Annotated in this window: 17 protein-coding genes; 12 read left to right on the top strand and 5 right to left on the bottom strand. The window is 47.6% G+C overall.

Annotated elements, in window-relative coordinates; translation table 11 throughout:
• Nucleotides 1-231: 231 nt before the first annotated feature.
• The 5 genes from R7Z10_RS09700 to dsrO form a co-directional block, all read right to left on the bottom strand.
• Entirely contained in the window at nt 232-1284 is a 1053-nt protein-coding gene (locus tag R7Z10_RS09700; protein ID WP_318104772.1) for a c-type cytochrome, read from the bottom strand.
• 8 nt (nt 1285-1292) lie between these two features.
• Entirely contained in the window at nt 1293-1904 is a 612-nt protein-coding gene (locus tag R7Z10_RS09695; protein ID WP_054574783.1) for a c-type cytochrome, read from the bottom strand.
• A 229-nt stretch (nt 1905-2133) separates the two neighbouring features.
• Complete coding sequence (locus R7Z10_RS09690; protein WP_318104770.1) at nt 2134-5226, bottom strand: tetrathionate reductase subunit A; 3093 nt, start codon at nt 5224-5226, stop codon at nt 2134-2136.
• Between the two features lie 17 nt (nt 5227-5243).
• Nucleotides 5244-6374 (bottom strand): NrfD/PsrC family molybdoenzyme membrane anchor subunit, encoded by a 1131-nt coding sequence (nrfD, locus tag R7Z10_RS09685; protein ID WP_318104768.1) that lies wholly within the window; start codon nt 6372-6374, stop codon nt 5244-5246.
• Entirely contained in the window at nt 6371-7138 is a 768-nt protein-coding gene (dsrO, locus tag R7Z10_RS09680; protein ID WP_318104762.1) for a sulfate reduction electron transfer complex DsrMKJOP subunit DsrO, read from the bottom strand. Before dsrO ends, nrfD begins: the two co-directional genes overlap by 4 nt.
• Before the next feature lie 179 nt (nt 7139-7317).
• Between dsrO and R7Z10_RS09675 the strand changes: the two genes are divergently transcribed.
• The 12 genes from R7Z10_RS09675 (at nt 7318) to R7Z10_RS09620 (ending at nt 19382) form a co-directional block, all read left to right on the top strand.
• Nucleotides 7318-9141: a PhnD/SsuA/transferrin family substrate-binding protein gene (locus R7Z10_RS09675; RefSeq protein WP_318104760.1), complete on the top strand. Its 1824-nt coding sequence runs from the start codon at nt 7318-7320 to the stop codon at nt 9139-9141.
• 25 nt (nt 9142-9166) lie between these two features.
• Nucleotides 9167-9769, top strand: a complete 603-nt coding sequence (locus R7Z10_RS09670; RefSeq protein WP_186584814.1) for a response regulator transcription factor — start codon at nt 9167-9169, stop codon at nt 9767-9769.
• Between the two features lie 102 nt (nt 9770-9871).
• Nucleotides 9872-10270: a hypothetical protein gene (locus tag R7Z10_RS09665; RefSeq protein ID WP_005376702.1), complete on the top strand. Its 399-nt coding sequence runs from the start codon at nt 9872-9874 to the stop codon at nt 10268-10270.
• A gap of 64 nt (nt 10271-10334) precedes the next feature.
• Complete coding sequence (locus tag R7Z10_RS09660) at nt 10335-12446, top strand: protein-disulfide reductase DsbD domain-containing protein (protein WP_318104757.1); 2112 nt, start codon at nt 10335-10337, stop codon at nt 12444-12446.
• Complete coding sequence (locus R7Z10_RS09655; RefSeq protein ID WP_206953378.1) at nt 12443-12958, top strand: protein disulfide oxidoreductase; 516 nt, start codon at nt 12443-12445, stop codon at nt 12956-12958. The genes R7Z10_RS09660 and R7Z10_RS09655 overlap by 4 nt, the downstream gene beginning before the upstream one ends.
• Nucleotides 12959-13120: 162 nt before the next feature.
• The gene (locus R7Z10_RS09650) at nt 13121-13753 is read left to right on the top strand and encodes a methyltransferase (RefSeq protein ID WP_318104753.1); all 633 of its coding nucleotides are present in this window, start codon (nt 13121-13123) and stop codon (nt 13751-13753) included.
• Between the two features lie 25 nt (nt 13754-13778).
• Nucleotides 13779-14534, top strand: coding sequence for a class I SAM-dependent methyltransferase (locus R7Z10_RS09645; protein WP_318104751.1), 756 nt, complete (start codon nt 13779-13781; stop codon nt 14532-14534).
• A 19-nt stretch (nt 14535-14553) separates the two neighbouring features.
• A complete protein-coding gene (locus R7Z10_RS09640) occupies nt 14554-14979 on the top strand; it encodes a GNAT family N-acetyltransferase (protein WP_029834000.1) in 426 nt (141 codons plus the stop codon).
• 3 nt (nt 14980-14982) lie between these two features.
• Entirely contained in the window at nt 14983-15543 is a 561-nt protein-coding gene (locus tag R7Z10_RS09635; protein WP_318104748.1) for a GNAT family protein, read from the top strand.
• 230 nt (nt 15544-15773) lie between these two features.
• Nucleotides 15774-16907, top strand: coding sequence for an efflux RND transporter periplasmic adaptor subunit (locus R7Z10_RS09630; protein WP_005385784.1), 1134 nt, complete (start codon nt 15774-15776; stop codon nt 16905-16907).
• On the top strand, nt 16900-18171 hold the full coding sequence (locus tag R7Z10_RS09625; RefSeq protein WP_318104746.1) for a TolC family protein: 1272 nt from the start codon (nt 16900-16902) through the stop codon (nt 18169-18171). Before R7Z10_RS09630 ends, R7Z10_RS09625 begins: the two co-directional genes overlap by 8 nt.
• The gene (locus R7Z10_RS09620) at nt 18168-19382 is read left to right on the top strand and encodes an ABC transporter permease (RefSeq protein ID WP_021822522.1); all 1215 of its coding nucleotides are present in this window, start codon (nt 18168-18170) and stop codon (nt 19380-19382) included. Before R7Z10_RS09625 ends, R7Z10_RS09620 begins: the two co-directional genes overlap by 4 nt.

Below are 19382 nucleotides of genomic sequence, written 5' to 3'. Positions count from 1 at the left end.
AGTTTACGAGTTTCTTACTTTTGGCATTAGAGCATATGGGAGAGCTAAGACATAAACGAAGTCGCGTTTGGTACAAGATTTTACGGCGAAGATGAGTATGTTGGAAGCCGAAAATAATGTGATATTGCTTGTCTGTGGAGGGGTAATTACTTGTTTTTAAGGGTAAGTAACCCTGCCCAGATAATCTGAGCAGGGAAAAAGAGCATTTTATTTAAGGTGCTTAGTTGTACTTTACTTGACCGTTCCGCTCTTAAAGGCATTGGCCCCGACTTGCGTACCGTTGAGCGTTTTGCCGTAATAGCCTTGGTGCTGGTGATATTTCTCCGCGTTTGCGGTGACATTGCCTTTGAATCGAGGATCTTGTGGACGCTCATGGCTGTTGACGTATGCTGCGACATCCCAAGCTTCTTGCTCTGTCAGCTGCACACTTTTCCCAAGCGGCATGTTTTCGTAAATAAAATAGGCTGCAGTGTTAATCCGGTGCATACCTGCGCCCCAGTTATACGCATATTCGCCCCAAAGTGGTGGAATGTATGAATAGTCGTTGGTGTCTTTGATGCCTGAACCGTCGGCGCGATGGCAAGTTTCACAGTTCTTTTCGTAGACCAATGCGCCTCGCTCTATTGATGGTTCTTGCTCAGGGGCGGCGATTTTTGGGTAGCCACGCCCAGAGAGGTTACCCCGCTTTTCAATTGGTAATGCTTGTGCGATGGCTTCGGGCAACGGGAAGTCTCTTGCTTTTCCACCAATTTGCAACGTTTTTGCGTCTAGCTCTGGAATGGGTTCATCCGCCATACCATGTTTGTCAAGCAAGCCGCCCATTGCTAACCAGTAGGCGTAAGCACTAAGGGCAACAATTTCTGTCGAATCGTAAGCGGGCGCTTTACCGTTCATGGAATACTCGAAACAACCCTGGATACGGTCAGCATAGCTGTTTACGCGATCGTTTTTCTTACGATATGCCGGGTATGCCATGTAAGCTGCCCACAGTGGCGCAGCGTTTGCTTTTCGTCCTGCCTCCATATGGCAGTTCACACAGTTTTGTTCGTTGCCAACGTATTTTCCGCGCATTTGTTGTGAGTTAACAAAGAGCGAGTAACCGCGTTTTACTTGCTCACCAAATGCGGTGTTTGGAATTGTACTGAGATCACGCGGTTTTAAGTATTCACCGTGCTTTTCTTTTTCTATCGCAGGTAGCTCTTTCTGGCGGTCCGGTAACGGATCGTTAGCTAGTACGAGCGTAGAAATGAAAGGCAATGCGAACAAAGAATAGAAACGTTTCATGTCTGCTCCTAGTAACGTAATGAGGCAAAGTAGTACGAAAGGTTTTCAATCTCTTCGTCAGTGAGATTTTTTGCGATGGTCCCCATCATATTGAGCGGGTCACCACTGCGAGTGCCGTTTTTCCATGCCATCAATTGCGTTTTTAAGTAATCAGCATGTTGGCTTGCGAGGCGAGGGAACTTGTCGACGCCCATACCGCTGGCTCCATGACAAGTTGCGCAAGCTGGAATGTTTCTATCCCAATCGCCTTGGAAAATTAATTTACGATACGGGTTACGAATATCAGCTTGGTCGCCGCGTTGTTCTGGATTCGTGAACTCATAGCTCGGGAGGTTAGCAAAGTACTCCATCACTTCCTTCCGATCTGCGGGATCGCTGAGTTCCTTCGCCATGCCTTGCATGACCACATTTTGGCGTTCGCCACTAAGGAATAGTTCGATTTGAGTGTTGAGATAATTCGCGTTTAAACCAGCGATCATAGGCGCGATATTTGGCTGTCCCATGCCATCTTGGCCGTGACAACCGCTACATACGCTGGCTTTTTCCGGAATAGACGAGGCGCTTGCGCCCATAGTGGTTGCTAACAAACAGGCCACCACCACTGGAAGAATTTTTGACATGCTGACTCACTTTAATTTTTATTAATATGTCTAAGTGCTACTTGGTAGTCACATGGACGATATTGTCGGCCTTGCCAATAATGAAAGGTATTGTGGATTTCCACATATTTAATAAGTGTAAATGGCCGTATTTGTTTTTATTGGTTGTTCTATAAGCGATAAAAACAAAGTGGTGAAGAGCTGCACAAATCGGCAGCTCTAAGTGGTAGAGACGTCTTAACGTGCGGCGTTACGCTTTGCGGATTTTGGCCGGCAGGGACTGACGTGCCGCCGCGCCCACTACCCAATCCAACAATACACCTTTACCTTCTCGGGTAGGATCAATTAAGCCAATGTCGTTAATGTTGACGCCATCTTGGCTGCGCGTTTTTACGGGTTGTTGTTTATCGCCGATCCAGTGCGAGCGTTGTCCTAGCTCGGTATGACCAAACCCATGTTCAAATCCGAGTGTGCTAGGGCTAATCCCGCTGACTATCATCGCAAGTGCTTTGGTGCTTGCAGATGGTGTCTCGATAACAAACTCATCACCCGTTTTAATGCCCGCACGCTCGGCATCGATTGGATGGATGTACACTGGGTTTACGCCTTTAATCGAGTTCAACCTTGGCGATAGGTTGGATACCGCACTGTGAATGTTGGATTTAAAGTTCGTCAGGCTGAAAGGCCATTCTGAGCTTGGGAACTGGTCTTCCATTGATGTGCCATCGGCCAGTTTTTGTGGATGCCATGTTGGGCAACCCGTGTAGAAATCACCGGTCATGGTGTTTCTTGCGCTGCCGACACGTTCATTCCATATCGCGACAGGTCGTGTCCATTTGTGCTTCATTTGCTCACCTTGATACGCTTCGGTTGCATTTTCAAAACGTCCACCGCGAGCAAAAATAAACGCCACACGTTTCATCTCATCCGCTGTCAGCGTCTTCTGCATGGCTGGCATTAAACGCTCTAGGCCGGACCACGCAATGTCTTCTGCCGAAACTTCAGGCACCCCGCCTTTCACATAAGCCAAGTTTGCCGCGGAACGTAAGTAGAAATCTTCAGCGCTGTGGAGAGCGTGCCAATTCCCTTGCGCATCTTGAATCGCGTTGTCACCAAAGCCGCCTAGTTGCATTTTCTTGGCGACATCAATCAAAAAGTTTTCTAAGCAAATCGAACGACCATCGGCGGTTTTCTCTGTTCGCGCTTCCACAATCGGCCAACGAGCGGTGACGGTTTTCACCGGAACGTCGTGCCAAGGCGTTGCCATACCCCAGCTTTCGTAGGTGACCGTGTCAGGTACAATATAATCCGACAACGCGGTGGTTTCGTTAATGAACGCATCAACAGACACAATCAAACCGAGTTGTTTTGGATCTTTAAGCTTGTCTTCCAGCAGCGTTTTCAAACCGGGTACACCATACATTGGGTTCGCCATGTGGTTGATCCACGCTTTTACGCGGTATGGATACCCATCAATAGCCGCAGATAGGTGCTCTGTCAGCAGTGGCGCGGCAAACGGATACCAAGGCGCGCGAGTTGGATAAGGGGATTCACCAGCCTCAACGCGACGTTTGTATTCGCTGGTTTTGTGGTATGGGAATTTACTGCGCGATAAAAAGACGCCTTTCGGGCCGACTTTGCCAACAAATTTGGTGAAGTCGTAACGAGGACCCGCAGCGGAAGTTGGATAGCCACCCGCTTTGGCCATCGCGCCGCCTTTCATGTTGATATTACCAATCAACGCATTGAGCATCATGATAGTAAACGAGTTATAGAACCCATTGGTGTGCATGTTGCCACCGTGGGTATCGACCACCGCTTTTGTTCCGTGACTGGTAAAGCGCTTTGCTAGTTCAACAATTTGTTCGACAGGGATTTCACATTGTTGGCTGTAGAACGCAAGGCTGTATTTGAACGCCTCTTCTTTGAGTCTTTGTAGAGACGATTTTACGCGCACTTCGCCCGATGCAAGCGAAACCGTTTTATCGACAAACAGTGCCGCTTCCTCAGCTTGGGTATGAACACCAAATTCGCCGCTTTGCTCATCCACGATGACGTACGGGTCGGAGTCAGACAACGCTTCGCCCTCGAATGGCAGATTCAAGTCCGACGCGCGTAAAAACGTGCCGTTTCTCGGGTGCTGATTATCGCTTATCACGAGATGCGTAGCATTACACCAGTGCGCGGTGCCGGCTCGTTTCATCGCGTTTGCCCCCGGCTGCGCCAAGAAGGTTTTGTTGTATCGTTGGTTTTCGATGATCCACTGGATCATACCAAGCACGAGGGCAGAGTCGGTGCCCGGTTTGATTGGTATCCAGCGGTTGTTGTCACCGGCAGCCAAGCTCGATGAACCCGCAGGCAAACTTGGCGTGATGATGGAGTATTCCAAGCTACCTTCTGTTCGCGCATTGGCGAGTTGGCGCGCCTGACGCTTAAAAGGGTTGCCAGCTTGCGCAGGCGACATACCGATGAAGATGATGTATTCCGCATTATCAAAATCTGGCTTTAAGTGTGCGTTCTTATCTAAGTCGTTCATAAATGCGCCGCTGCCAGCACGAAATGCGTAGCCGCAGTAAGAGCCGTGATGCCCAAAGTTACGTGTACCATAGCTGTTGAACGCGAAGCGTTTGAATATGTCGTCTCGGCCTTCGTTACCGGCGTTGGTCATTAACAATTGGTTGGCTTTCGGTCCATATTCTGGGTTTTCAGGATCTACGGGCGTTGTTAAATCGTGAATGTCGCGTAAGCCATCAACATGGCCTTCACCAAATAAATCACCACCTTCTACGATTTCTTCTATCAATTGCTCGTAGCTGATCGGAATCCATTTTCCTTCGCCGCGTTTTCCAACTCGTTTCAGTGGCTGAGTAATGCGGTACGGGCTGTTGCGAATTTCTAGCATCCCATTGCCACGTGCGCATGCTGTTGAACGACCGTCAAGGCCCGCTTCTCCTGCCAAACTTAAATAAGCATCTTTGACTGGCGTTTCGAACGGAATGTGTTGCTGATGAGAGAGTGGGTGATATGGGTTGCCAGTAATACGCAAAATCTCGTCGTTGCGGTTATCAATGCGTACACGCAATCCGCACAGTGACCAACAACCAAAGCACATCGATGGTGCAACGCGCTGATTTGGATTAGGGATTAGGTTGCCTTTGCTGTTGACCGTGTACTCTGGTTCAAGCGAGTTACCGTGGTGAATATCACGCGTTTTTTCTCCCGCAGTGCCTTCGAGCGCACCCTCGACCATGTGTTTGGTGGTGGTGGCGTAACCCGCAGCGAATGCGCCAAGCCCACCCACTGCAATGCCTGATTTCAAAAACTGACGGCGTTTGTTATCCATGATGAAATCCTCTTTGATTAGCGTTCAGTTAAGGTGGGTGATGAGGCTTTTACTTCGATCTTTTGTTTTGGCTGAACCAGCTCCGAACCGAGCAGTGCCAGTGCAAGCCATAATCCGAGCATGCCGATAATGCCTATCCAGCCATTTCCATCCATAGTGAGTTGGTATGGATACAGCCCTGCATCGAACTTGGCGATGGTTTGCACTTCCATGATGGTAAACCAGCGAATCAGCCATGCACTTTCCAGTGCGGCAGCAGACACAAAACTGAGCCCTATGACGTGACGAAATCTGGCTGATGCGGACTTTTTGGTATCGCGCAAGAAGATGAAAGCGAGCAAAACACAACCTAAAACGACAAAAGTGAGCAGGGCAATGTTGTGCATCCATTGTTCGCTAGAATAGAGCGAAAATGCGGAATCGTTGGATGCCCAAATCGGTAGCAGTATCAGCGTTAATACACCGCTGGTAACCACTGATTTTTTCAGTAAATTAGTATCGCCAGATGTCAGCGTCTTTGACTGACTAGGCAGCAGTAACCAAATCAGCAGAGAAAATCCGACCGCGCCCATAAATGCAGTGACAAACCAAAGAATTGGTGACGCGGGTTGGTGCCATAAAGAGCGCGATTTAACGACCGCAATTTCAGCCCCTGTGTAGACTGCAATGGTGATGCCTGATAGCACTGTGATGGCAGATACCATAAGCATGGCTCTACGAGAGAGCACCCATTCACCCAGTGACAGCTTTGAAATTAGAGGCAGTACTTTCCCTGGCTGATTACGTAAGTTGATCAGATCCTGGCGGAGATACAGCCATGCAGTCACTACCGCTAAACCTGAGAAAACAGGCAAGAAAAGAGATCCTAAAGACATCCATGACCACGGTGTGATGTGCGCGTAAAAATGCCATGCGCGTCCCGGTTGGTGTAAATCACCAGTTAACGCTAATGGCCCCACGATGGCGCCGATGGCCAGCGTCAGCACAAGCGCAGTGCGCAGTCTGTGGCTGGTGTGTTTTTCAAATAATAGGGCGATTAGGAATAAAATAGCAGCCGCATAAGCCGAACCGATGTAGAAGAAATACTGTACCGCCCACGGGAGCCAAGCCATCGCTTGAGGTTGGACTAACACTTCGGTGATGTTCATGCTCGCTCTCCTTGTGGGTCGTAAATAGCTGGCTGCCCGTCGATGTGGCTGGTGAAGCGTTCATCCATGCCGATATAAAACACGTGTGGATTGGTACCTTCATTGGGTTTCAGCACTTTGATGTCGTCCTGATGTTCTGTGATTAAGCGGCGAATCTCGCTTGTTGGATCATTTAAATCACCAATCACACGCGCACCGCCAACACAGGTCTCCACGCAGGCAGGCAATAGGCCTTGCTCTAGACGATGCGCACAGAAGGTGCACTTATCTGCGGTGAGGGTGTCTTCATTGATAAAACGAGCATCGTAAGGGCAAGCTTGTACGCAGTACGCGCAGGCGACGCAGCGGCTGTTATCCACCATGACAATGCCATCTTCGCGCTGAAAGGTTGCTTGAACCGGACACACTGCCACGCAAGGTGGGTTGTCGCAGTGGTTACAAAGGCGCGGTAGCATAAAGGCTTTTGCTTCTCGCGTGGCTGTAGAGCCATCATCTAACGTAACTTCGTATTGCTTTACGGTGGTTCGGAATTGACCAATTGGCGCTTGGTTCTCGATGCTGCAACCCACAGTGCAAGCCTGGCATCCGACACATTTACGCAAATCTATCACCATGGCATAACGCTTGCCGACTTGCCCTTTTCGGTCAGCGGACTGGTTATTTCGAATAATGTTTCCCGCAGTTGCCGTGCCAATGCCTGCGACTGGAATTAACGCGGCTCCGGCTGTGACCGCGCTGAGAAAGCGACGTTTGGTGGAATCCATAACTCACCTGCTTTTTTTGTTGTATTTGAATTGACTGATTCCATTGTGAGAAATGCACTGCGAGGCTTATATTGTGGATTTCCACATACTCAGATCAAACTTGATCTAAAACAAATGTGGTTTAGGGAAGGTAGCTGTTATTCTTGTCGTACTCTCTTGACGGAACGATTCGACTCATCATGAAAAAAGCACTGTGGCTTCAGCTTTGGATTCTTTGCTTAGTTGCCTTTGCATCTTTGGCTCACGGCGCAGTTTCTGAACAAGCAGATCTGCAAGAGCAAAAAGCAGAGCAGCCACAGGTCAAGAAAAAAGTCGAAGTGGGCGTGTTAGCGATACGCGGCCATCTTTATGCCGAGCAGAGATGGCAACCGACCATTGATTGGCTCAATCAGCAAATTTCCGATGTGCATTTTGTCCTTCATCCCCTTAACTTGGATGAAATGGGCGAAGCGGTGAAGTTTCAGAAGATGAATTTCATCTTAACCAACCCAGGTCAGGCAGTGCGGTTGGGCAGGCAATACGCGCTGTCGTGGATGGCAACGCTAACCAGCAGAGCACCACAAAACTCGAATTACGGCATTGGTTCGGCGCTGGTGATTCGAGCCAATTCAAGTTATCAAACGGTGCAAGATGTCTCAGGGCGTCCTGTTGCGGCGGTATCAGAAAAAGCGTTTGGTGGTTATCTGACCCTGCGCTATCAAATCGTGGAAATGGGACTCGATCCGAATGATTTTTTTGCGGATGTTCGCTATCTCGGTTTCCCAATTGATGCCAATCTCTACCAATTACGTGACGGCAATGTTGAAGCCGCTGTCGTGCCTGCTTGTCTACTGGAACAGATGCAAAATGAAGGTCTGTTACAGCACGGTGATTTTCGAGTCTTAAACCAACAGCCAAATGAACATTCTTCGTGCGCTGTTTCTACGCCGTTATATCCAAACTGGTCGTTTGCCAAAACAGAACGCGGCTCGTCTCTTCTGGCGAAAAAAATCGCGCAAGTCTTACTTGCTATGCCGCCAGAGCACCCCGCCATTATTGCCGCTGGCGCGTCAGGCTGGACATCGCCAGTTAGCTTGTTGAGCATCGATAAACTCTATCAGGCGTTGGATCTACATCCATTGCAGCAACCTTGGTGGAGTGAGGCGCTGCGCTGGTTGCGCAGTCATCAAGAATGGGCGTGGGCACTGTTCATGTTTGTGATTGTATTGAACGCGTACCACTTTTGGCTTGAGTATCGTTTTAGCAAAAGCAAACAAGCATTAGAACTGACATCGCTAAGGCTGAAAGAGAAAAGCGAGCAGTTAGAACATTCGCAAAGAGTGGCGATTGTCGGGGAAATTGGCAGCAGTCTGGCTCATGAATTAAATCAACCGCTGGCAGCCATTCGTAATTACAGTGAAGGTGGGTTGCTGCGTCTTGCAAAGAAGCGTCCGCATGAAGATATTGTGCCTGTGCTAGAGAAAATACAGGGCCAAGTTGAAAGAGCCGATGCAATTATTCAGCGATTAAGAACGTTGATTCGTAAGCGCAGTGTCGACAAAACGTCGTGCGATCTTCAAGTACTCATTGATGACACGATTGAGTTGCTCCATTTTCGAATGCAGAAGCAAAACACTTCGATCGTGACCAGTATAGAAGGGAACATGCGTCCGTTACTTGTCGATGCAGTTGGCGTACAACAGGTTTTAGTTAATGTGATCAGCAACGCGATTGATGCGTGTACTTTGTTCCAAGAGAAATATCACTCATCAGGCTATCAAGGTAAAATTGCCCTGCATTGCGATTACCAAATCAATCAACTCTCTATTCGAGTGTTAGACAATGGTACAGGGTTGCAGCAAGAGAATCCGACTCAAGCGTTTGTGAGTAGCAAAGAAGAAGGGCTTGGGCTAGGGTTAGCCATTTGTCGCGATGTGATGGAAATGCATGGTGGCGAGTTTGTCATCAGCTCGATAGCACCACATGGTTGTTTGGTTGAGCTTGTGTTTCCATATCAAAACTAATCTGAACTAGGCATAGGAGCACTCAATGAGCAGCGGTGAAAAGCAGCTACCTGTTTTTGTAGTCGATGATGATGAATCGGTGCGTGACTCGCTCGCTTTTATGTTGGAAGAGCATGACTTCAACGTGACGACTTTTGCTGATGGGCAATCTTTTCTCGATAAAGTGAACATTCATCAGGCCGGATGCGTGATCCTTGATAGCCGAATGCCCAACCTTCGTGGCCAGCAAGTGCACCAAATTTTAAATAAAGCCAACAGCCCGTTAGCCGTTATTTATCTGACAGGGCATGGTGATGTTCCGATGGCGGTCGATGCATTGCATGCTGGGGCGGTCAATTTCTTCCAAAAACCAGTCAAAGGCGATGAACTGGCACGAGCCATTTTGCAGGGACAGGCGCAGTCTGCCACAAACCTCGATATGGCAGCAGCTAAATCGGCTTATGAATCGCTCACACCTAGAGAAAAAGACATTTTACGTTTGATTATTGAAGGAAAGCGCAACATTCGTATTGCTGACGAACTTTGCATAGCAATGCGAACGGTTGAAGTACACCGAGCTAATCTATTGAAGAAGTTCTCGGCAAAAACCGTCGCAGAGTTGGCATATATTTATGGCAAGCTAGATTAAAGCTTACCGAGTGAAGCCTCTTAAGGCTATTTAGAGGATACAACTTGAGCTTTATGACGACTCGCGTATTATCTTCTTCGTTCTTACTTTATCTGAATTCTTATGAGTTTGTTGACTAAACGACATCACACGCCACATAAGCGGGCAAAATGGCTACTGGCGATTATTGGCTGGGTGGTCGTTGTGTGTCTGATGCAAAATTCAGGCTTTGCATCGTCATGCTCTATGAAATATGAGACGGAATCGCCCGCGGTTTCACTTGCTGATGAGCGTTCGAGCGTCAAGTCGATTGATACTAAAGAAACTAGCAAGTGCGAATTGTCTGAAAAGTTAATTCAGTTTTCTCAACATCAACTCGATGTATTTATTGTTGTTCTGTTTGTCGGTCTTTTTGCTTCGGCAATTTGGTTGTGCAGTGCCTATATTGGTGCGCAACATTGGACGGAACCGATAGGCCGTAAGTATCGAGTCCATCTGACTTTCTGTGTGTTCCGAGAATAAAAGCGTGCTTTCTGACCACTAGCGTCAGTTATTTAGCACCTTTGTCTTTTAACTAGGAATCACTATGAATCAAATTACTAAACTGACTCAGTTTGCGTTCATGTTTTTTATGACGCTTGCTTTGAGTTTGCTCTCTCTGAGTATTTCAGCTCAAACTACTGATACAGGTTGGCTAACCAACCCACAACATCCTCCAGTGCAAACGCGCTTTGTGCTCACTGGTCAACAAGATCCGCAAGCCAAAACACTTACAGGTTATTTGGATGTCAAGTTAACCGGAGACTGGAAAACTTACTGGCGTTCACCTGGTGAGGGCGGCGTAGCACCATCTATTGATTGGCAAAATTCACAAAATTTATCCAAAGTGGATTGGCAATGGCCGCACCCACAAAAATTCGAACTATTAGGTATCGAGACTCTTGGGTATAAAGGCGATACTTTGTTCCCCATGACGCTGCACGTCGAAGACATGTCCAGACCTGTCACGATTGATGCGGTACTGACACTTTCTTCTTGTACGACGATTTGTGTGCTGACCGACTATCAAATTCAATTGACGTTCTTGCCTTCTGATCTAACAGTCGATGAAGGCGTGATGTTCAGTTACGCTCAAGCAGTGAGTAACGTGCCGCAGCCATCGCCGTTTATTGATGTTACTCAGGCGAGTTGGGATGCGAACCAATCGAAACTACAAATCAAGCTACAGAACAGTCAGGGTTGGCAACAACCACAAGTGCTGGTGGATGGCGTCGATAAAGCAACGCGAGACTATAGCTTCAAGCTTGAAGGAATGCATCAAGAAGGAAACATCGTCACCGCGAGCTATATCGTTGATACTTGGCTGGGCGATGTGGAGTTAGGTGGTCAGTCGCTGTTTGTGACCATCAAAGACACCAATTTACTAGCAGAAGAAACCACTCAAGCAACTGCTGAGGCAATAGTTGAACCGTTGCTGAGCACGTCTCTAACGAGTGTTTTTCTATTCGCGTTGCTCGGCGGTTTAATTCTTAACATTATGCCTTGCGTTCTTCCGGTTTTGGGGATGAAGCTAAGTAGTATTGTTGCCGCTCAAGGTATCGAGCGTCGTCAAATTCGCGCTCAGTTTGTTGCCTCGTCACTTGGTATATTAACGTCGTTCTGGATTCTCGCTGGTTTTATTTTGGTGCTCAAGCTAACAGGTAATGCCATTGGTTGGGGCGTGCAATTTCAAAGCCCCTGGTTCTTAGGTTTGATGGTGTTGGTCACCACTTTGTTTGGGGCCAATATGCTGGGGCTGTTTGAAGTCCGTCTATCATCGGGTACCAATACATGGCTGGCCTCGAAAGGTGACAACTCGTTAGCTGGACACTATGTGCAAGGGATGTTTGCAACCTTGCTTGCTACGCCGTGTTCTGCGCCTTTCCTAGGAACGGCCGTGGCGTTTGCTTTGGGTGCCGATGTGGTTACGCTGTTTGCTATTTTCACCGCCTTAGCGTTGGGGATGGCGTTGCCTTGGATTATGGTGGCAATTTTCCCAAGTATTGCGCTTAAATTGCCGAAGCCGGGTCAGTGGATGAACGTGGTCAAAAACGTATTTGGTGTGATGATGTTGGCCACCAGCGTTTGGCTACTGTCTTTGATGGCCAATCACCTCCCAGTGTTTTGGGTCATTTTCGCCGGTTTAGTCGCGTTTATTGTTCTGATGATTCGCGTTAAACGCGTTCATGGCGATAAAGCACTCGTGCTATCCGGCTCTGCATCGCTTATCTTAATTGCTGGCGGGCTGCTACTTGGTAGTATCACTGCCGACCAATGGGCGACACCGCTTCCTGAGGACTTGGCGTGGCAGAAGCTTTCTAACTCGGCGATTGAAGATCACGTCAATAATGGGCGAGTGGTGTTTGTGGATGTCACTGCGGATTGGTGTGTCACGTGTAAAGCGAACAAGATCGGTGTGATCTGGCAAGATCCTGTCTACTCATTGCTACAAAGCCCTAATGTGGCGACGTTAAAAGGGGATTGGACACATCCGGACGGCTCGGTAACGGACTTTTTACGAGCTCATGGGCGTTACGGTGTGCCGTTTAACATCGTCTATGGCCCGGCGGCGCCACAAGGTATCCCGTTACCCGTGATTCTGACTGATGATGTTGTTTTAAGCGCCGTGAAACAAGCGAGTGGGGGATCCATTCAATGAGTTCGACAAAGCAGCGTAGAACAGTCCGATATTGGCTCGTTCAAATCGTACAGATGGTGCTCATTGTCACCGTTATTTCTATCGCGATGGATTGGTATCGCACCAAAGATATTCCTAAACAGGAGGCTCCACCATTGAGCTCCGTATTGAGCGATGGTGAATACTTCGATGCAATCGCGCAAAGTTATGAACAACCTGTCGTTGTTTATTTTTGGGCGACTTGGTGTCCCGCTTGTAAATTTGTAAGCCCAAGCGTGAGCTGGCTGAGTGATGACTACACCGTAGTTGGCATTTCTGGCTCGTCGGGACCGAATGAGCGTGTGGCGCAGTTTATGAGGGCAAAAGAATATCGTTTCGAAAATATAAACGATCCTTCAAGCGATATTATGCGTGAATGGAAAATTAGCGTGACCCCAACCATTTATGTTTTAAGAAATGGTGAAATTTCCTCCGTCACAACTGGCGTTACTACTCCGATAGGAATACTAGCGAGAATTTGGTTAGCTCGATAACGCAATAAAAATCCGATATTCAAAAATATCGAGTATCGGATTTTTTTGTTGTCCTAAACAACCAGTCTGTCACATACCATAAAGAACTAGTTAACCAATAAGTGTCTAGATGCTTATTGCGTGCTACATTCGAGCATCGTTCTGGTTATCAAGGAGGAAACGATGAACGTAGCAAAAATGTATGATGATGTGTCGGATCGCTATCAAAAGTTGGTGGATGACAGTCACTACGTCGGTCCACGTTGGATTTCTGAGAAGTTAAAAACCTTTCCCATCGAGCAAGGCTCGGTTCTCGACCTAGCCTGTGCGACTGGCAGTATCGGCCATGTCGTAAAAAGTCACTATCCAGAACTCGCCATCCATGGCTTAGACATCTCGTCCAAAATGGTTGATAAAGCGCGCCAAACTAACCTCTATCAAAGCGTCGCGGTTCATAATCTCGATGAGCCATTTTCCCCTTTGTTTGAACATACCTTCGACCTTATCACCGCACTTGGTTTTACTGAGTTTCTAGCAGAGCCTCAACAACTTCTGGAGTGTATTTCGCATAAGCTAACTGCGAATGGACGATGTTTTATCAGCTTTCAATACCACGATCCGGATGGACAAGATTTGCCTCGAAATACTTATAGTGGATCGGTCGTGCATAAGGCATATACCGAAAGTGAAGTTGAACAACTCTGTCAGCAGGCGGGGTTGGAAGTGGTTTCCTTAGAAAGTGTGATTGGTTACGTATCTGGTGTTGGTTATGTGTGTCGATACTTGATGCTAGAGCTGAAAAAGTCACACCGCTGAAATAAGTAACAAACAAGGACTGTTTTTGAAAACACAAGATTTAACCGAGTTCGGGTCGGGCATTGAATACGATGCCCAATACGAGCAGCATTACCATTACGACATTGCTTTCATCACAAGGTTAATCGAAGAAACCAATGCTCGAAGTGTACTGGATGTCTGTTGTGGTTCCGGCATTGTCACGATTCCAGTCTCTGAGCAACTCAACGAAGCCATTGGCATTGATATTTCTGAAGGGATGCTCAAACACGCAAAGGACAAAGCCAAAAGTAGGAGTAACTTACGTTTTCTTCATCTCGACGCAACCCAGTTTTCGTTAGGTAAGAAGTTTGACCTAGCCATAATGACAGGGAATGCATTCCAAGCCTTTTTAAGTGACGACATGCTGGCAGGCGCACTGAGCTCAATATCAAGACACCTCGAAAAAGGTGGGCGATTTGTTTTCGATACGCGGTTACCAACGCCAGAAAATCTAGAATTGGATCATGAGATGGCGCTGTGGCAAACCTATGTTTCTCCAACTTATGGTGAAGTGAATTATTTCGGTATGAAGGCCGAGTATGACTTGCAAACGTCCATCATGTATTTGAACAAAGAGCGCCATTTTGAAAGTGGAACGATTGAGCATTCCAGCATTGATTTAAAATATCGTCCGCTGGAATACATAGAGGTTTTCCTTGAACAAGCGGGATTCAGAATTATAGAGAAGTACCAATCTTGGTCAGCGCAAGTATTTGAGGCGAATGCCAACTCGCTTGTCTGTGTGGCTGAGAAAATATAAACCAATGTTGAGGGATACAATGCAAGGGTTTCGAATTACTACATTGTTAGATGACATGGATTTAGGCGTTATCTACGAGTTCATTTCAAACAGTTATTGGGGAAAGGGCATTCCAAGAGAACGCCTTGAGAAGTCATTGCGCCATTCGTTCTGTTTCGCGGTTTTGGATGACAGAAATCAACTCGTCGCTTTTGCTCGGTTAATTACCGATCGCACCACGTTTGCGTATCTTGCCGATGTGTTTGTTGTGGAGGCACACCGTGGTAAAGGCATCAGTAAGTGGTTGATCTCAGAAATTGTTGCTCATCCAGAACTACAAGGCTTACGCCGTATGATGCTTGCAACCCGCGATGCTCATGGGTTGTACGAACAGTTTGGGTTCACTCCTATTGCTCCAGTAGAAAACTTCATGCAAATCTGGAAACCGAATGTTTATCAGAGCTAAACCATGATGAGAGTTGAATCTCAACAAGTGGCAATCAGACACCTCAAAACAACAGACGCTGCTCCTCTGTTTGAAAACTATTTAGGCGATGAGCAAGCATGCCGCTTCTTCAATCGCCAAGCCCACCAAAATGTTAATCAAACCCTTGAAGCTATCGAAAGATGGCGTGCTCAATATGATCAAAAGTCTCCCAATCTATTAGTCTTCACCATTGAAGAACTTACTTCTCAAACTCCTATAGGCTGTCTGGTGCTGATACCTGAGCAAGACAGCAGTGAAATCCATTTTGGTATTTCTGCTCGCTATCAGGGAAAAGGCTATGCAACCCAAGCCTGCAAACTTGGCGTTGTTTACTTGCAAAGCTTAGGTATAACGCGCATTCGCACTGCCCCGCATATTGGCAACCACGCAAGTATTCGTGTGTTGGAGAAATGTGGCTTTATCAGCCGAGGCATTTTAAAAGCGCATGCGGTTTTTCCTGCTTTAGGTCGTGAGGCGCAAGACTGTATGGATATGCGATTGGAGGATACAGAACTGCGCCATTTTGCACGTTGTTCAGAATGAAAAGGGGGGGGCGGTTGAAACGAGCGGTTACAGAGCTTGTTAGTCGCCATCGTAGACAGCGTCTTCGCTGAATGACTCCTCGAGATTTTTTTAGTCTTTGATTGTCAGAGGTGACTGACAAAACCATACCAACTGTGACAACCAAACCGCTATTAAAGCAGGATATTATTCCTTCAACTTTGTGTTTTAGGAGTAGTCATTAGACTACCCAATAATTGTTGGAATAAATAATGACGAAACGTTGGCTTGTCTCCGCTGTGAGCATTGCGCTGCTCGGCGGTGGTACGTATTTCTATCTCCAATCTGCCGCTCAACCAGAATTGCTGCCTACATTGATTGTGGAAAAAGGCACGATTGAAAAACAAGCGGTGGCTGTTGGTAAAATTGTCCCTGCACACTCCGTGTCTATCAAGTCACAAATCGACGGTATCGTCGGTGAAATTTACGCGAAAGTTGGTGAAAAGGTGAAGCAAGGCCAGCCGCTGATCAAAGTGCGTCCAAACCCAACCCCCCAAGCATTAACGGATGCATCGGCAGAACTCATGCGTAGTGAAGCCGATCTGGAATCCGCCAAACAAAAACTGTCCAACTTAGAAAGCTTGGTCAAGCAGGACATTATTCCAAGTAACTACGACGAATACGTAAGTGCGCGCTCGGCAGTCAAATCTGCGCAAGCGGACGTATTGCAAAAGCGCCAGAATCTCGAACTCATCCGCAGTGGTGAGGCGTCTATCGGTGATGCGCGTTTAACGTCGACGATCTACGCGCCAATTGATGGCACGGTACTCAACCAGAAAGTTGAGGTCGGAGAGCCGATCATCTCGACTCAATCAAGCCAAGCCGCGACTGAAATGATGTCATTGGCCGACATGAACAGTCTGATTTTTAAAGGTAGCGTCAGTGAGCATGATGCTGCGCAGTTGTCTCCGGGAATGCCCGTTATGTTGACGGTTGCGCCTTATCCTGATGTGGCGATTTCTGGTGTGCTAACCAAAGTAGCGATTCAATCTGAGAACCTTAACTCACCAGAAGGCAACGCTTCGGCTAAAAGTTTTGATAACGGTTTTGAGGTTGAAGTGGGAGAACTCAAGATCCCACAAGATGTGTTGCTTCGTTCTGGTTTTTCATCGACGGCTCAAATCATTCTGAAGACTTCTGAAAACGTGCTCACGCTACCGGAGCGCGCTCTGCAATTTGATGGTGACGCACCGAATGTTCTGATCCCCGATAGCTCAGAACAAGGGTTTCATAAACAACCTGTGAAACTCGGTCTGTCAGATGGCATCAATGTCGAAGTGCTTGACGGCGTGGAGCTTGATGAAGAGGTTATCGACAACAGTATGATGGGAGCGGCGCATGGTTAAGCTGCAACGATCAACAATCGCCTTTGCATTGTTGGCTGCCACGCTCAGTTTGCCGACCTACGCAATTTCTATTGAACAAGCTTGGCAACAAGCAAAGCAGAACGATCCAAATTACGAAAAAGCGAAAATCGGCGTCCAGCTTGGCGAGGTTGGCGTACAGAGCAGCCGCAGTGCGTTATTGCCGGGTTTAAGTGCCAGTGCGTCAGCGGATTGGAATGAGTCCTCAAGCCATTCGAACAGTTACGGCGCTACCTTAACTCAAACTATTTGGGATAGTAGTTTGTGGTCGGAACTGGATCAAGCGAATGCCAATTATCTCAAAGTACAGTTAGAGTTATCTCAAGCGCATAACGAGCTTGCGCAAAAGTTGCTCACCGCTTACCTAGATGTGGCAAGCGCACAGGGCGACCTCAAATTGGCGCAGTCCAAGCTGGAGGAGGGGAAAGAACTTCTCAACATCATTGAGAAACGCTATCGAGCAGGCAAAGTGAAGTCGGTTGATGTTGAAGAGATGCGAGCGAATCAAGTTTCTGAGCAAGCAAGTATCCTCAATGCAAAAGCCGATCTCGAAGTGAAAAAAGCAGAGCTTGCGGCGTTAATCAATCAAATGCCGGAGAGTGTCGACCAAATTCGAACGGATTCTTTGATTCAGCCACCGATGCTGGTGGACTCTCAGGAGCAATGGCTAAAGCTGGCGAAAGACAGTAGTCCAGAGCTGTTGGTGGCGGCGCAGATGGTGAAAGCGAGCGAGTTCGCGAAAGATTCAGCTAAAGGTGGATACTACCCAACCGTCAAAGGCAGTGTGGGCTACAGCGATGGTGATAGTCGTTCAAACGGCGAGTTTAACGCTGGGATTAGTTTGAGTTTGCCGATTGACCTCAATGGTGCAGTGCGAGCGAAAGTGGACGAAGCATCGTTGAACATTTTAAGCGCCAAGCAAGATATGCATAGAGTGGAAATTGATATTCAGAAACGAGTTATTCAGCAGTTTACGCAGGTCGATATCAACTGGAATCAAGTTTTGATAGCGAACGAGCTGGTTGAGTCGCGCGCCAGAGTGTTGCAAAGCAAAGAGAAACTTTACGACGCTGGCCTGCTTGAAGTGTCGGAAGTTATCAGCGCACACAACAGCTTGTTTGAGGCGAAAAACAGTCTGCAAACCAACTTGTACAGCTACTGGCGTAAGAGAATCGGCTTACTGCAAACCGCAGGGAAACTCGATGACGATACCATGGCGTTGATCTCTCGGGCTTTTCATTCATGAGCAGCCTATTGCAACAAACTTGGCAAACGTTGATGGCGCACCGCATGAAGAGCGTTCTAGCCATTATCGCGATTGCTTGGGGCGTGATCTCTGTGGTGGTGTTAATCGCACTTGGCGAAGGCTTTTATCGCCATCAGACTCAGTCGTTTTCATTTATGATCAACAATGTGCAAGTGGTGTTTCCGTCGAGTACCAGTAAACCGTGGCAAGGGTTACCTTCAAGGCGACAAATTGATATTCCACAAGAAAAAGTCGACATGATCAAACAGTCAGGCTTTGTGCAACAGGCGTCGAGCGTTTACGCCAAATGGGATGCGAATATCACCAATCTCAAAGGACAGAATTTATCGAGTACGGTCAGCGGTATTGATACGTCTTACTTTCCTTTAATGCAACGCAAGCTGCAATCCGGTTCGAGAAACCTGTCACCAAGTGATATGGACAACCACACTCGCGTGGCAGTGTTAGGCGATCAAATTGCGCAAATGGGCGGAATCCAAATCGGGGATAGGCTCAAAGTCAACGGCATTCCGTTTTTGGTGATTGGGATAACCGTCGGTGAGGACACTGGCATTTCATTCGGCGATAGCCGCACGGTTTTCATTCCTCAAACAACGTACCGCGATTTGTGGGATGCGAAACCTTGGATGGTATTGATGAAGCCGAGAGACGGGATGGATGCACCGTCGTTTCGACAAAATATCGTGAACTTTTTCGCCAAGCAGCTTCATTTTGACCCAAGTGATAAAGATGCGGTCGAATTACCCGATTTTAGTGAAGGTGCGGCGGTCATCAGTGGAATTTTGCGTGGCATTCAGATTTTTCTCGGAGCGAGTGGCGCGATGACCATGGCGGTCGGTGCGCTTGGTGTTGCCAACATCATGTTTTTATCTGTTACGGAGCGCACGCGTGAAATCGGTGTGCGTTTGGCGATCGGGGCGACTCAAAAATCCATACTCAGTCAGTTTATTCTTGAAGGGCTTATTTTGGTAGCTGTGGGCACGGCATTAGGTCTGATGTTTTCGTATGCCGTGGTGTCTGTCCTAAGCAGCATGGCATTACCGGAATGGATTGGTTTACCTGTGATCACGCCAGATTCTATTGCTTGGTCTTTACTTGTGACGCTTATCTTGGCATTGATGGCATCGTATTTCCCAGCAAGGCGAGCATCGCGTCTCACGCCAGTCATTGCTTTGAGTGCGAGGGCCTAG

The organism is Vibrio sp. Vb1018 (genome assembly GCF_033338775.1).
Lineage (GTDB): Bacteria > Pseudomonadota > Gammaproteobacteria > Enterobacterales > Vibrionaceae > Vibrio > Vibrio alginolyticus.
Note: the sequence above shows the minus strand (reverse complement) of the source record. Positions and strands in the feature narration are given on the sequence as shown.

What these genes read in the sequence shown, in the direction of transcription:
- R7Z10_RS09700 (WP_318104772.1), bottom strand. Translation starts at nt 1,284, where the DNA reads ATGAAACGTTTCTATTCTTTGTTCGCATTGCCTTTCATTTCTACGCTC.
- R7Z10_RS09695 (WP_054574783.1), bottom strand. Translation starts at nt 1,904, where the DNA reads ATGTCAAAAATTCTTCCAGTGGTGGTGGCCTGTTTGTTAGCAACCACT.
- R7Z10_RS09690 (WP_318104770.1), bottom strand. Translation starts at nt 5,226, where the DNA reads ATGGATAACAAACGCCGTCAGTTTTTGAAATCAGGCATTGCAGTGGGT.
- nrfD (WP_318104768.1), bottom strand. Translation starts at nt 6,374, where the DNA reads ATGAACATCACCGAAGTGTTAGTCCAACCTCAAGCGATGGCTTGGCTC.
- dsrO (WP_318104762.1), bottom strand. Translation starts at nt 7,138, where the DNA reads ATGGATTCCACCAAACGTCGCTTTCTCAGCGCGGTCACAGCCGGAGCC.
- R7Z10_RS09675 (WP_318104760.1), top strand. Translation starts at nt 7,318, where the DNA reads ATGAAAAAAGCACTGTGGCTTCAGCTTTGGATTCTTTGCTTAGTTGCC.
- R7Z10_RS09670 (WP_186584814.1), top strand. Translation starts at nt 9,167, where the DNA reads ATGAGCAGCGGTGAAAAGCAGCTACCTGTTTTTGTAGTCGATGATGAT.
- R7Z10_RS09665 (WP_005376702.1), top strand. Translation starts at nt 9,872, where the DNA reads ATGAGTTTGTTGACTAAACGACATCACACGCCACATAAGCGGGCAAAA.
- R7Z10_RS09660 (WP_318104757.1), top strand. Translation starts at nt 10,335, where the DNA reads ATGAATCAAATTACTAAACTGACTCAGTTTGCGTTCATGTTTTTTATG.
- R7Z10_RS09655 (WP_206953378.1), top strand. Translation starts at nt 12,443, where the DNA reads ATGAGTTCGACAAAGCAGCGTAGAACAGTCCGATATTGGCTCGTTCAA.
- R7Z10_RS09650 (WP_318104753.1), top strand. Translation starts at nt 13,121, where the DNA reads ATGAACGTAGCAAAAATGTATGATGATGTGTCGGATCGCTATCAAAAG.
- R7Z10_RS09640 (WP_029834000.1), top strand. Translation starts at nt 14,554, where the DNA reads ATGCAAGGGTTTCGAATTACTACATTGTTAGATGACATGGATTTAGGC.
- R7Z10_RS09635 (WP_318104748.1), top strand. Translation starts at nt 14,983, where the DNA reads ATGATGAGAGTTGAATCTCAACAAGTGGCAATCAGACACCTCAAAACA.
- R7Z10_RS09630 (WP_005385784.1), top strand. Translation starts at nt 15,774, where the DNA reads ATGACGAAACGTTGGCTTGTCTCCGCTGTGAGCATTGCGCTGCTCGGC.
- R7Z10_RS09625 (WP_318104746.1), top strand. Translation starts at nt 16,900, where the DNA reads ATGGTTAAGCTGCAACGATCAACAATCGCCTTTGCATTGTTGGCTGCC.
- R7Z10_RS09620 (WP_021822522.1), top strand. Translation starts at nt 18,168, where the DNA reads ATGAGCAGCCTATTGCAACAAACTTGGCAAACGTTGATGGCGCACCGC.